The following is an 11318-nucleotide window of genomic DNA, read 5'->3' on the forward strand; positions in this document are numbered from 1 at the left end:
GACGGTGGGCGCGGGGCATCGGCACGATCTCTACCTGCCGGCCGACTCCCTCGTCCACCGGCTGCCGCCGCAGTGCAAGCTGCTGGCCGTCTTCGCCTTCGCCGTCGTCGTGGTGGCCACGCCGCGGGAGCGCTTCTGGGCGTTCGCGGTCTACGCGGCGCTGCTCGGGGGCGTCGCGCTGGCCGCGCGGGTGCCGGTCGGGCACGTGCTGCGGCGGATGGTGATCGAGCTGCCGTTCGTGTTGTTCGCGTTCCTGATCCCGGTGATCGGGATGGGCGAGCGCACGACGGTGCTCGGGGTCTCGCTGAGCGTGCCGGGGTTGTGGGCGGCCTGGAACATCCTGGTCAAGGCCACGCTCGGGGTGATCGCCTCGATCCTGCTCGCGGCCACCACCGAGCCGCGGGTCATCCTCGTCGGGGCGCAGCGGCTGCGGCTGCCGAGCCTGCTGGTGCAGATCGCCATGTTCATGCTCAGGTACATGGACGTGATCCTGGAGGAGATGCGGCGGATGCGGGTGGCCCGCGAGTCGCGCGGGTTCGAGGCGCGCAACTTCCGGCAGATCCCGGTGATCGCGCGTTCGGCCGGGGCGCTGTTCATCCGTTCGTACGAGCGGGGCGAGCGGGTGCATCTGGCGATGCTGAGTCGCGGCTACGCTGGACGGATGCCGATAATTCAAGATATTTCGGCATCCATCGGGCAGTGGGCGGCGGCGCTCGCCCTGCCCGTCGTGGCACTCGCGGTTCTGGGGCTCTCATGGTGAACTCTCTGGAGGTCAGTGACCTGGCCTACGCCTACCCCGACGGCACTCAGGCGCTGTTCGGCGTGAACCTGGCGATCGGCCGCGGTGAGCGGGTGGCGCTGCTCGGCCCCAACGGCGCCGGCAAGACGACCCTCGTCATGCACCTCAACGGCATCCTCACCGCCGGGCACGGCAGCGTGGCCGTGGGCGGCGTCCCGGTGCGCAAGGACACGCTCAAGGAGATCAGGCAGCGCGTCGGCCTGGTCTTCCAGGACCCCGACGACCAGCTCTTCATGCCCACGGTCCGGGACGACGTCGCCTTCGGCCCGGCCAACGCCGGTCTCAAGGGCGCCGAGCTCGACCGGGTGGTCCACGACGCGCTCGACCGGGTCGGCATGCTGGAGGCCGCCGACCGGCCGCCGCACCACCTGTCGTTCGGGCAGCGGCGCCGGGTGGCGGTGGCCACGGTGCTGGCGATGCGGCCGGAGATCCTGGTGCTCGACGAGCCCTCCTCCAACCTCGACCCGGCCGCGCGCAGGGAGCTGGCCGAGATCCTGCGTTCGCTGGACGTGACGGTGCTCATGGTCACCCACGACCTGCCGTACGCGCTGGAGTTGTGCGAGCGCTCGCTGATCCTGTCGGGAGGCGTGATCGCCGCCGACGGGCCCACGCGCGAGCTGCTGGCCGACGCCGAGCTGCTGGCCGAGCACCGCCTGGAGCTCCCGTACGGCTTCGCCGTCCCGGCCGGGTGAGGCAACCTGGTCCCCAGGTCGCGGGACGGACGGCCGGACGGGTAAGAACCCTCAGCGCCGCGTCTAGCGCATGATTAGTCCGGTCTAGTCCTTCTGTATCCGGCTCTTCGTAGTTTGTGCATGCCCGCTATCCGGGGATGTCGAAGTACAGTGGCTCATCGAGGAGGGGCCAAATGAAGCTGCGGCTTGCGCGACACGCCCTGGGTGACGCCGTGGTGGTGGCTGTTGAGGGAGAGCTCGACCTGTTCACCGCACCGTTCCTCCGCGACGAGGTCCGCGACGCCATCAAGCAGGACAGCGCCAGGCTCGTGCTCGACCTGCAGCAGCTGTCGTTCATGGACTCCAGCGGTCTTTCCGTGCTGATCGAGGCCTGGCGGCTGGCCACGGGAGAGGGCGGCGGGGTGTCGCTCGCCGCGCCCCAGGCGCCCGTGGCGCGCATCCTGCGGACCACGGGGCTCGACCGGCGGATCAAGGTGTACTCCGACGTCGACAGCGCCGTGGGGGAGATTTAACCCGCCCCGAGTAGAACTTCATTCGGTTGGCGCGTTAAGGTCCGGGATATGGACGTCAACGGATCTGCAGCAATCATCTCCGGCGGTGCCAGCGGCCTCGGTGAGGCGACGGCCCGCGAGCTCGCCCGCGCGGGCGCCACCGTGGTCATCGCCGACCTCAACGAGGAGCGCGGCAAGGCCGTCGCCGACGAGCTCGGCGGCGTCTTCGTCAGGACGGACGTGTCGGACGACGATCAGGTGCAGGCGGCCGTCGACGCGGCCGTGGCCACGGGCAAGCCGCTGCGCGTCGTGGTCAACAGCGCGGGCATCGGCTGGGCCGAGCGCACGGTCAACCGCGAGGGCAAGCCGCACAACCCGGCCACGTACCGCAAGGTGATCGAGGTCAACCTGATCGGCACCTTCAACCTCATGCGCATCGCCGCGGCCGCCATCGCCGCCACCGAGCCGGTCGACGCCGACGGCCAGCGCGGCGTGGTCATCAACACGGCCTCCGTCGCCGCCCTGGAGGGCCAGACGGGCCAGCTCGCCTACTCCGCCTCCAAGGGCGGCATCGTGGGCATGACGGTCCCCGCCGCGCGCGACCTGGCGGCCATCGGCGTACGCGTGAACACGATCTGCCCCGGCATCATCGACACCCCCATCTACGGCTTCTCCGGCAACGCCGAGGAGTTCAAGGCCAAGCTCGTGGCCCCCGTGGTCTTCCCCAAGCGCATGGGCCGGGCCGACGAGTTCGCCCACCTGGTGCACTCGCTCGTCCAGAACGACTACATGAACGCCGAGGTCGTGCGCTTCGACGGCGGCATCCGCTTCCAGCCCAAGTGAGGTCCCGTGTCTGACGAAGTGCTCGTCGAGGAGTCCGGCAACGTCGCGGTCATCACCATCAACCGGCCGAAGGCGCGTAACGCGATCAACGGCGCGGTGGCCCGGGGGATCGCCGAGGCGCTGGACACCTTCGACGCCCGCCCCGAGATCTCGGCGTACGTGCTGACCGGCGCCGGGGGCACGTTCTGCGCGGGCATGGACCTCAAGGGGTTCCTGTCCGGGGACTTCCCGGTGGTCGAGGGGCGCGGCTTCGGCGGCATCGCCGAGGCGCCGCCCAAGAAGCCGCTGGTGGCCGCGGTCGAGGGGTACGCGCTGGCGGGCGGCTTCGAGCTGGCCCTGTCCTGCGACGTCATCGTGGCCTCGGCGGAGTCCACGTTCGGGCTGCCCGAGCCGAAGCGCGGGCTGGTGGCGGGCGCGGGCGGGATCATGCGGCTGCCGCGGCGGATCCCGTACCACGTGGCCATGGAGATCGCCCTGACCGGCGACCACTACCCCGCCTCCCGCCTGTACGAGCTGGGCCTGGTCAACCGGATCACCGAGCCGGGGGCCGCCCTGGAGGGCGCGCTGGAGCTGGCCCGCAAGATCGCCGCCAACGCTCCCCTGGCGCTCGCGGCGACCAAGAAGGTGATCATCGAGTCCCAGGACTGGCCCCTGGAGGAGATGTTCAAGAAGCAGGGCGCGATCATCAACCCGGTGTTCGGCTCCAAGGACGCCATGGAGGGCGCGGCGGCCTTCGCCGAGAAGCGCGCCCCCCAGTGGAAGGGCGAGTAACCCTCACCCGTACGCCGGCCCCTTCCGCACCTCCGGAAGGGGCCGCGTCAACGCGCGTGCGTGACCTTTCCTGCGTACGGTAAAGGGAGGAGACGACCACCAGGAGAGCGCATGAGCGACCATTCGGGTTCGAGGTTCGAGTCGGCCAGGCGCGGCGCCGGCACCTTCCTGTCGAACGCGATCAAGGCGATCGTCATCCTCGGGTCCATGCTCGCCGTGATGTGGGTCCTGGAGGGCGTCGACTACGTGATGGACGGCGCGCTCGACTCCTACGGCATCGCGGGCTGGGACGCCGACGGCCTGGTGGGCATCCTGTTCGCGCCGTTCCTGCACGGCGGCTTCGGCCACCTGATGGCCAACTCGCTGCCGCTGCTGGTGCTGGGCTTCCTGGCGGCGGTGCGCGACATCCGCAAGTTCCTGTGGGCCACGTTGCTGATCGTGCTGATCGGCGGCCTCGGCACGTGGGTGTCCAGCCCCGACGTGATCACGATCGGGGCGAGCGGCCTGATCTTCGGCTACTTCGGCTTCGTGCTGGCCCGGGGCCTGTTCGACCGCCGTCTGGTGGACATCCTGATCGGCATCGGCGTGGGCGTGGCCTACTACTCGATCCTGTGGGGCCTGCTCCCCAACCAACAGGGCATCTCGTGGCAGGGCCACCTGTTCGGGCTCCTGGGCGGCGTGGTGGCCGCCTGGGTGCTGCGCCGCAGGAAAGAGCTGCCGGCCCGCTTCTGAGCCCTACAGGTGCGGCTTGGTGTGCTCGGCCGGTGAGCTGGAGAGCATGCGGTCGATGAGCGCCAGGCCGATCGCCGAGGCCACGAACGCCAGATGGATGATCGTCTGCCACATGATCTTGTCGTTGGGCACGTCACGCGCTCGGATGAACGTCTGCAGCAGGTGCACCGACGAGATGCCCACGATGGCCGTGGCCAGCTTGACCTTCAGCACGTTGGCGTTGACGTGGGAGAGCCACTCCGGCTCGTCGGGATGGTCGTTGAGGTTGATGCGCGAGACGAACGTCTCGTAGCCGCCGATGATCACCATGATCAGCAGGTTGGAGATCATCACGACGTCGATCAGCGCCAGGACCGTCAGCATGACGACGACCTCGGCCGACGTGCCGTCGCCGGTCGCCGGGTGCAGGAAGACGCTGCTCAGCAGGTGCCACAGCTCGGTCATGAACTGCCAGACGTACACCGCCTGGGCCACGATGAGGCCCACGTAGAGCGGGACCTGCAGCCAGCGGCTGGCGAACATGAGGTAGCCGAGGCCGCGGGGCAGCGCTCGCCCCTGGCCGATCGGGGGCTGTTCGGGCAAGAATGTTTCCTACTGATCGAGCCGGAGGACTGGTGAGTTGGCGAACCTGGGATCCCTGGAACGCGCGATCATGAACGTGCTGTGGGATGCCGGCAGGGCCATGCGCGTGCGGGAGCTCCTGGGCAGCCTCAACGAGGACCGCGACCTGGCGTACACGACCGTGCAGACCGTCGCCGAGCGGCTGGTGCGCAAGGGCCTGCTGGTGCGCACGCCCGCGCGCAACGCCTTCCGCTACGCCGCCGCCTGCTCGAGGGCCGAGCACGTCAGCCGCCTGATGCTGGAGGCCCTCGCCGTCAGCACCGACAGGCTGCCGGTGCTGACGAGGTTCGCGCAGAGCGTCGAGGAGGCGGACGCCCTGGCGCTCCTGGACGAGCTGACCCGCCGCACGGGCCGGCGGGCGATGGGCTAGAGCTGGGCTAGAGGCGCTCGACCACGTGGTCGACGCAGACCGTGAGAGCCTCGACGTCGGACGGCTCGATGGCCGGGAACATCGCGATGCGGAGCTGGTTGCGGCCCAGCTTGCGGTAGGGCTCGGTGTCGACGATGCCGTTGGCGCGCAGCACCTTGGCCACCTCGGCGGCGTCGACGTCGTCGTTGAAGTCGATCGTGCCGACCACCTGCGAGCGGAACTGCGGGGCGGCGAACGGCGTGGCGTAGGACGACTTCTCGGCCCAGGTGTACAGGCGCTGGCTGGACTCGGCGGTGCGGGCGGTGGTCCAGGCCAGGCCGCCGTTGCCGTTCATCCAGTCGAGCTGGTCGGCCAGCAGGAACAGCGTGGCCACCGCGGGCGTGTTGTAGGTCTGGTCCTTGCCGGAGTTGTCGATCGCGATCGGCAGGCTGAAGAACTCGGGGACGTACCGGCCGGAGGCGGCGATCTCCTCGACCCTGGCCAGGGCGCGCGGCGACATGATCGCGATCCACAGGCCGCCGTCGGAGGCGAAGCTCTTCTGCGGGGCGAAGTAGTAGACGTCGGTCTCGGCGATGTCGACCGGCAGGCCGCCCGCGCCGGAGGTGGCGTCGACCAGCACCAGCGAGTCGTCGCCGCCCACGCGGGAGATCGGCATGGCGACGCCGGTCGAGGTCTCGTTGTGGGTGAGCGCGTAGACGTCGACGCCGTCCTCGGCCACCGCGGTGGGGTGGGTGCCGACGTCGGACTTGATCACGCTCGGGTCGGCCAGCCAGGGCGCCTTCTTGGCGACGGCGGCGAACTTCGAGGAGAACTCGCCGAACGACAGGTGCTGGGACCTCTCCCTGATCAGCCCGAAGGCCGCGATGTCCCAGAACGCGGTGGTGCCGCCGTTGCCCAGCACGACCTGGTAGCCCTCGGGCAGCGAGAACAGGTCGGCGAGCCCGGAGCGCACGCGGCCGACCAGGTTCTTGACCGGCTTCTGGCGGTGGGAGGTGCCCATGAGGCTCGCGCCGGAGGCGGCGAGCGCGGCCAGTTGCTCGGTGCGAACCTTCGAGGGCCCGCAGCCGAAGCGGCCGTCGGCGGGCTTGATGTCAGCGGGAATCACGATGTCAGCCACGTGCCAAGCCTACTGAGGCCGTCCGGGTGACGTCGCACGGGTCCGCCGAATGAGACGCGGAACGGCCCGCCCCTTGAGCGGGCGGGCCGTTCATGACACGGGTGAAAAACGTGTCAGATCGTGCCGACGACCTCGGAGGCGCCGGGCACGTCGCTCAGCGGGCGCGAAGCCGGGCCGATGTAGTTGGCGCTCGGGCGCACCAGCCGGCCGGTGAGCTTCTGCTCCAGTATGTGCGCGGCCCAGCCGGCCGTGCGGGCGCAGGTGAACATCGAGGTGAACATGTGCGAGGGCACCTCGGCGAAGTCCAGCACCACGGCCGCCCAGTACTCGACGTTCGTGGCGAGCACCCGGTCGGGCTTGCGGGCGTGCAGCTCCTCCAGGGCGGCCTGCTCCAGCGCCGCCGCGACCTCGTAGCGGGGCGCGTCGAGCTCCTTGGCGGTGCGGCGCAGCACGCGGGCGCGCGGGTCCTCCGCGCGGTAGACGCGGTGGCCGAAGCCCATGAGCCGGTTGCCCTTGTCGAGCTCGCTCTGGACGTACTTCTTGGCGTCGCCCAGCTGCTCCACGCCTTCGATCATGTGGAGCACGCGGGCGGGGGCGCCGCCGTGCAGCGGGCCCGACATCGCTCCCACGGCGCCGGAGAGCGCCGCGGCCACGTCGGCGCCGGTGGAGGCGATGACGCGGGCGGTGAACGTGGACGCGTTCATGCCGTGCTCGGCGGCCGAGGTCCAGTAGGCGTCGATGGCCTTGACGTGCTTGGGATCAGGCTCACCGCGCCAGCGGATCATGAAGCGTTCGACGATGGTCTTCGCCTCGTCGACCCGGCTCTGCGGCACCATCGGCAGGCCGAGGCCGCGCGCGGACTGCGCGACGAAGGAGAGCGCCATCACGGAGGCGCGCGCGAGCTGGTCGCGGGCCTCCTCGTCACTGATGTCGAGCAGGGGCTTGAAGCCATAGGCCGGAGCCAGCATGGCCAGCGCACTCTGCACGTCTACGCGGATGTCACCGGAGTGGACAGGGATGGGGTACGGCTCCGCCGGGGGCAGGCCCGGCTGGAACTTGTTGTCGACCAGCAGGCCCCAAACGTGCCCGAACGGGACACGGCCGACCAGCTCCTCGATGTCGACGCCCCGGTATCGAAGGGCGCCCCCTTCTTTGTCCGGTTCCGCGATCTCGGTCTCGAAAGCTACGACGCCTTCGAGGCCGGGTTTGAAGTCGGACATGCTCGGCCGCCTCCCTTTCTTGCCATGTAACGGCAATGCCTTGATGTCGAGATACCGGCGGGTCAATTTAACCCCCTCCCAGGTCATGGTCGGTCTCGGGACCCGCCGAAACGCCAAACCCGCTGGTAGGGAGCCTGCTGTGGGCACGTGTCCCGCGACCTGCGTCAGGCCGCCGAACGCGCCCTAGCGTGGGATCTGCCACATGAGCGCGCAAGAATACCGTCTCGTGGATGCCACCCCGCGCCCGCCCCTGCTGGCGGCGCTACGCCGAACGTACGAGGGCGAGCCGTTGCTCGAGACCGACCTCGCGTCCGACCCCGTCGCGCAGTTCACCGTCTGGTTCCAGGACGCGCTCGACGCCGGCCTGCCCGAACCCAACGCCATGGTCCTCGCCACCGCCTCCGCGGGCGGCCGGCCGAGCGCCAGGACGGTCCTGCTCAAGGGCTACGACGAGAACGGCTTCGTCTTCTACACCAACTACGAGTCCCGCAAAGGCCGCGACCTGGCCGAGAACGGACGCGCCTCGCTGCTGTTCCCCTGGCACGCCATCCGCCGCCAGATCCGCATCGAGGGCACCGTCGCCCGCATCTCCCACCAGGAGTCGGCCGACTACTACAACTCCCGCCCGTACGGCTCCCGCATCGGGGCCTGGGCCTCGCGGCAGTCGGCGGTCGTGCGCTCGCGCGAGGAGCTCGACGAGCGCTACGAGGAGCTGGCCGCCCGCTGGCCGGAGGATCCGCCGGTGCCCGACTTCTGGGGCGGCTTCCGGGTGACCCCGACCGAGGTGGAGTTCTGGCAGGGACAGCTCGACCGGATGCACGACAGGCTGCGCTACCGGCGTACCCGACCCGGTTGGGCTTTGGAGAGACTTGCACCATAAATTGCCTTAGGTGGCATTCGGGGAACTGGTCAAACGTCATCTTGTGGACACAAGGCCGCTGGCCGTGCCCGCGTACCGGCGGATCTGGTCCGGCCAGGCCGTCTCGAACGTGGGCGTCGCCGTCACCGTCGTGGCGGTCGGCCAGCAGGTCTACGACCTGACCCACTCCTCGCTGTGGGTGGGCCTGCTCGGCATGGCCAACCTCGTCCCGCTGCTGGTCTTCGGGCTGTGGGGCGGGGCCGTGGCCGACGCCTTCGACCGGCGCAGGCTGCTCGTCATCGGCTCGCTCATCACCTGGGCGGCCACCCTGGTCATCCTGGCGCAGGCCCTGCTCGGGCTGGGCAACGTCTACCTGATCTTCGCGGCGACGGCGGTCAACGCGACCGGGTTCGCGATCACCGGCCCGACCAGGGGCTCGGTGATCCCGCGCATCCTCGACCCCGAGCTGGTCCCGGCCGCCAACGCGCTCAACTCGCTGGTCTACAGCCTCGGCGCGGTCGTCGGCCCGATGCTCGGCGGCGTGCTGCTGGCCACCGGCGGCGACCACCCGAACTACGCCGCCGCCTACGCGGTGGACGCCCTGCTGTTCAGCGGCGGCCTCTACGCGGCCCTCAGGCTGCCCGCCCTGCCCCCGCTGGGCGAGGTGACACGTCCGGGGGCCCGGGCGGTCTGGGAGGGGCTCAGCTTCATCGCCAGGAGCCCGGTGCTGCTGATGTCCTTCGTCGTGGACATCATCGCGATGGTGTTCGCCATGCCGCGCGCCCTCTACCCCGAACTCGCCGCCGATCGGTTCGGCGGCTCGATGACCGCGCTCGGCTGGGTGACCTCCGCCATGGCGATCGGCTCGGTCGCCGGCGCGCTGTTCTCCGGCTGGGTGGGCCGGATCTCGCGGCAGGGCGTCGCGCTCGTGCTGGCCATCGCCACGTGGGGGCTCGCCGTCGCCGCTGCGGGGCTGGTGCGCGAGTTGTGGCTGGTCGTGGCGTTCATGGCGGTCGGCGGCGTGGCCGACGTCATCTCGTCGGTGTGGCGGCAGTCGATCCTGCAGCTCTACGCCCCCGACGAGATGCGCGGGCGGATGCAGGGCGTGTTCATGGTGGTCGTGGCGGGCGGCCCGCGCCTCGGCGACCTGCGGGCCGGGGCGACCGCGACCGCCTTCGGGCTCACCGGCGCCTGGGCGGGCGGGGGACTGGCGTGCGCGGTCACCGTGCTCGTCGTCGGCCTGTCGGTGGCCGGGTTCCGCAATTACCGCTCCGACACCCGCGCCGCGGCCTTGAGGTCGGAGACGAAGCCCGCGTAGGCCGCGTCCCGGTCGGGCGCGCGCAGCACCGCCGAGGGGTGGATCGTGGCCACCGCGAGCGCGTCGCCGAGCGGCACCGGCTCGCCTCTGTGCTCGGTCAGCCGGAACGTCTTCCCCAGCAGCGACCTGGCCGCCGTCGCGCCGAGCACCACGACCACGTCGGGACGCACCAGTTCCAGCTCCGCGCCGAGCCACGGCCGGCACGCCTCGATCTCGGCGACCGTCGGTTTCTGATGAATCCTTCTCTTCCCCCTGGGAGTGAAGGAGAAATGTTTGACGGCGTTCGTCAGATAAACCGCGTCCCGTTCGATTCCGGCTTCCTCCAGGCCCCGGTCCAGCACGCGCCCAGAGGGCCCCACGAACGGATGCCCCTCGCGGTCCTCGCGATCTCCCGGCTGCTCGCCCACCAGCATGAAACGGGCCTGCTCGGGGCCCTCGCCGAACACCGTCTGGGTGGCCTTCGCGTACAGGTCGCAGCCCTCGCAGCGGGCGGCCGCCGTCCGCAGGGAGCCGAGGTCGCGCCGGGCGGGAAGGAACTCGGCCGCTCCGTTGTTGCCGTCCTTAACCATCGTCGGTCGTTCTCCCAATAGGGTTCCTGAAGACTTCTGTGCCCGTAGCGGACGGGCTCAGTCCCCGCCACGACCGGCGTAGCATTTCAGTTGGGAGGAGCCTTGACCGCACACGGCCTGATCGACACGACGGAGATGTATCTCCGCACGATTTACGAGCTCGAAGAGGAGGGCATCGTCCCCCTTCGCGCCCGCATCGCGGAGCGCCTCCAGCAGAGCGGCCCCACCGTGAGCCAGACCGTCGCCCGCATGGAGCGCGACGGCCTCGTCCGCGTCGAGGGCGACCGGCACCTGTCGATGACCGACCTGGGCCGCACGCTGGCCACCCGCGTGATGCGCAAGCACCGCCTGGCCGAATGCCTGCTCACCCAGGTCATCGGCCTTCCCTGGGAAGAGGTGCACATCGAGGCGTGCCGGTGGGAGCACGTCATGTCCGAGTCGGTCGAGGCGCGGCTGGTGACGCTGCTCGACAACCCCACGGTCTGCCCGCACGGAAACCCCATCCCGGGGCTGGCCGAGTTGGGGGCGCAGGAGGTGACCGAGGGCGCGGCCAACGTCCTGACCTCGATGTCCGAGGCCGCCGGGCCGCGTGACATTCCGGTCGTGGTGCGCCGGATCAGCGAACAAGTGCAAAGCGATCCTGCTGTGATGCTTAAACTCAAGCAAGTTGGGATACAACCCGGACGCGAGGTGACGCTCGCGGCGAGCGACGACGGTGTGCGGGTGACAGGTGACGGTGACGCGAACGACACTCCCGCGGAGCTTCCGCGTGACGTTGCCGCGCACGTTTTTGTCTCCAAGCGCTGACGCGCGCGCAGCCACTTGGTTGAATCCCTCTCGGGAGGCCCTCCACTCTCCCCTGGCCAAGACAGTTGCAGGAGCACCCGTGGTCCGCTGTGCGCACAAGCCACCCCAA

General features: G+C 70.0%; 14 protein-coding genes. 10 read left to right on the top strand and 4 right to left on the bottom strand.

The features are described from left to right. Nucleotides 1–4: 4 nt before the first annotated feature. From cbiQ to AB0J71_RS11760, 6 genes are all read left to right on the top strand, one after another. Nucleotides 5–760, top strand: a complete 756-nt coding sequence (gene cbiQ, locus AB0J71_RS11735; RefSeq protein ID WP_352322300.1) for a cobalt ECF transporter T component CbiQ — start codon at nucleotides 5–7, stop codon at nucleotides 758–760. Then, nucleotides 754–1491, top strand: a complete 738-nt coding sequence (locus tag AB0J71_RS11740) for an ABC transporter ATP-binding protein (RefSeq protein WP_364413949.1) — start codon at nucleotides 754–756, stop codon at nucleotides 1489–1491. The genes cbiQ and AB0J71_RS11740 overlap by 7 nt, the downstream gene beginning before the upstream one ends. A gap of 173 nt (nucleotides 1492–1664) precedes the next feature. Then, nucleotides 1665–2003 carry an STAS domain-containing protein gene (locus AB0J71_RS11745; protein WP_101785558.1) on the top strand — a complete coding sequence of 113 codons (339 nt, stop codon included), beginning with the start codon at nucleotides 1665–1667 and terminating at the stop codon, nucleotides 2001–2003. 48 nt (nucleotides 2004–2051) lie between these two features. Next, the gene (locus AB0J71_RS11750; protein ID WP_352322296.1) at nucleotides 2052–2825 is read left to right on the top strand and encodes an SDR family NAD(P)-dependent oxidoreductase; all 774 of its coding nucleotides are present in this window, start codon (nucleotides 2052–2054) and stop codon (nucleotides 2823–2825) included. A gap of 6 nt (nucleotides 2826–2831) precedes the next feature. Continuing rightward, the gene (locus tag AB0J71_RS11755; protein ID WP_364413951.1) at nucleotides 2832–3596 is read left to right on the top strand and encodes a crotonase/enoyl-CoA hydratase family protein; all 765 of its coding nucleotides are present in this window, start codon (nucleotides 2832–2834) and stop codon (nucleotides 3594–3596) included. A gap of 111 nt (nucleotides 3597–3707) precedes the next feature. Further along, a complete protein-coding gene (locus AB0J71_RS11760) occupies nucleotides 3708–4328 on the top strand; it encodes a rhomboid family intramembrane serine protease (protein WP_352322292.1) in 621 nt (206 codons plus the stop codon). Between the two features lie 3 nt (nucleotides 4329–4331). On the opposite strand, the gene AB0J71_RS11765 is transcribed toward AB0J71_RS11760, so the two are convergent. Next, nucleotides 4332–4910 carry a TIGR00645 family protein gene (locus AB0J71_RS11765; RefSeq protein ID WP_352322290.1) on the bottom strand — a complete coding sequence of 193 codons (579 nt, stop codon included), beginning with the start codon at nucleotides 4908–4910 and terminating at the stop codon, nucleotides 4332–4334. A 37-nt stretch (nucleotides 4911–4947) separates the two neighbouring features. Here AB0J71_RS11765 and AB0J71_RS11770 point away from each other — a divergent pair, with 37 nt between their 5' ends. Beyond that, a complete protein-coding gene (locus tag AB0J71_RS11770) occupies nucleotides 4948–5319 on the top strand; it encodes a BlaI/MecI/CopY family transcriptional regulator (protein WP_352322288.1) in 372 nt (123 codons plus the stop codon). 7 nt (nucleotides 5320–5326) lie between these two features. Here the strand turns inward: AB0J71_RS11770 and serC are convergent, their stop codons facing one another. Together serC and AB0J71_RS11780 are read right to left on the bottom strand one after the other, a co-directional pair. Next, a complete protein-coding gene (gene serC, locus AB0J71_RS11775) occupies nucleotides 5327–6436 on the bottom strand; it encodes a phosphoserine transaminase (protein WP_364413953.1) in 1110 nt (369 codons plus the stop codon). A gap of 113 nt (nucleotides 6437–6549) precedes the next feature. Further along, on the bottom strand, nucleotides 6550–7656 hold the full coding sequence (locus tag AB0J71_RS11780; protein ID WP_352322285.1) for a citrate synthase 2: 1107 nt from the start codon (nucleotides 7654–7656) through the stop codon (nucleotides 6550–6552). A 202-nt stretch (nucleotides 7657–7858) separates the two neighbouring features. Here AB0J71_RS11780 and pdxH point away from each other — a divergent pair, with 202 nt between their 5' ends. Then, nucleotides 7859–8536: a pyridoxamine 5'-phosphate oxidase gene (gene pdxH, locus AB0J71_RS11785; RefSeq protein ID WP_352322283.1), complete on the top strand. Its 678-nt coding sequence runs from the start codon at nucleotides 7859–7861 to the stop codon at nucleotides 8534–8536. Between the two features lie 10 nt (nucleotides 8537–8546). Beyond that, nucleotides 8547–9833 carry an MFS transporter gene (locus tag AB0J71_RS11790; RefSeq protein WP_352322281.1) on the top strand — a complete coding sequence of 429 codons (1287 nt, stop codon included), beginning with the start codon at nucleotides 8547–8549 and terminating at the stop codon, nucleotides 9831–9833. Here the strand turns inward: AB0J71_RS11790 and AB0J71_RS11795 are convergent. Then, a complete protein-coding gene (locus AB0J71_RS11795) occupies nucleotides 9779–10402 on the bottom strand; it encodes a UdgX family uracil-DNA binding protein (protein WP_352322279.1) in 624 nt (207 codons plus the stop codon). The two genes, AB0J71_RS11790 and AB0J71_RS11795, sit on opposite strands and share 55 nt — an antisense overlap. A 102-nt stretch (nucleotides 10403–10504) precedes the next feature. On the opposite strand from AB0J71_RS11795, the gene AB0J71_RS11800 reads away from it, so the two are divergent. Next, entirely contained in the window at nucleotides 10505–11209 is a 705-nt protein-coding gene (locus tag AB0J71_RS11800; RefSeq protein ID WP_352322278.1) for a metal-dependent transcriptional regulator, read from the top strand. Nucleotides 11210–11318 lie beyond the last annotated feature (109 nt).

This window comes from Nonomuraea sp. NPDC049637, assembly GCF_040675235.1.
GTDB lineage: Bacteria > Actinomycetota > Actinomycetes > Streptosporangiales > Streptosporangiaceae > Nonomuraea.

Excerpts from the sequence above, each read along its gene's own strand:
- AB0J71_RS11760 (WP_352322292.1), top strand. The coding sequence starts at position 3,708 with ATGAGCGACCATTCGGGTTCGAGGTTCGAGTCGGCCAGGCGCGGCGCC.
- AB0J71_RS11740 (WP_364413949.1), top strand. The coding sequence starts at position 754 with ATGGTGAACTCTCTGGAGGTCAGTGACCTGGCCTACGCCTACCCCGAC.
- AB0J71_RS11780 (WP_352322285.1), bottom strand. The coding sequence starts at position 7,656 with ATGTCCGACTTCAAACCCGGCCTCGAAGGCGTCGTAGCTTTCGAGACC.
- AB0J71_RS11750 (WP_352322296.1), top strand. The coding sequence starts at position 2,052 with ATGGACGTCAACGGATCTGCAGCAATCATCTCCGGCGGTGCCAGCGGC.
- AB0J71_RS11795 (WP_352322279.1), bottom strand. The coding sequence starts at position 10,402 with ATGGTTAAGGACGGCAACAACGGAGCGGCCGAGTTCCTTCCCGCCCGG.
- pdxH (WP_352322283.1), top strand. The coding sequence starts at position 7,859 with ATGAGCGCGCAAGAATACCGTCTCGTGGATGCCACCCCGCGCCCGCCC.
- AB0J71_RS11745 (WP_101785558.1), top strand. The coding sequence starts at position 1,665 with ATGAAGCTGCGGCTTGCGCGACACGCCCTGGGTGACGCCGTGGTGGTG.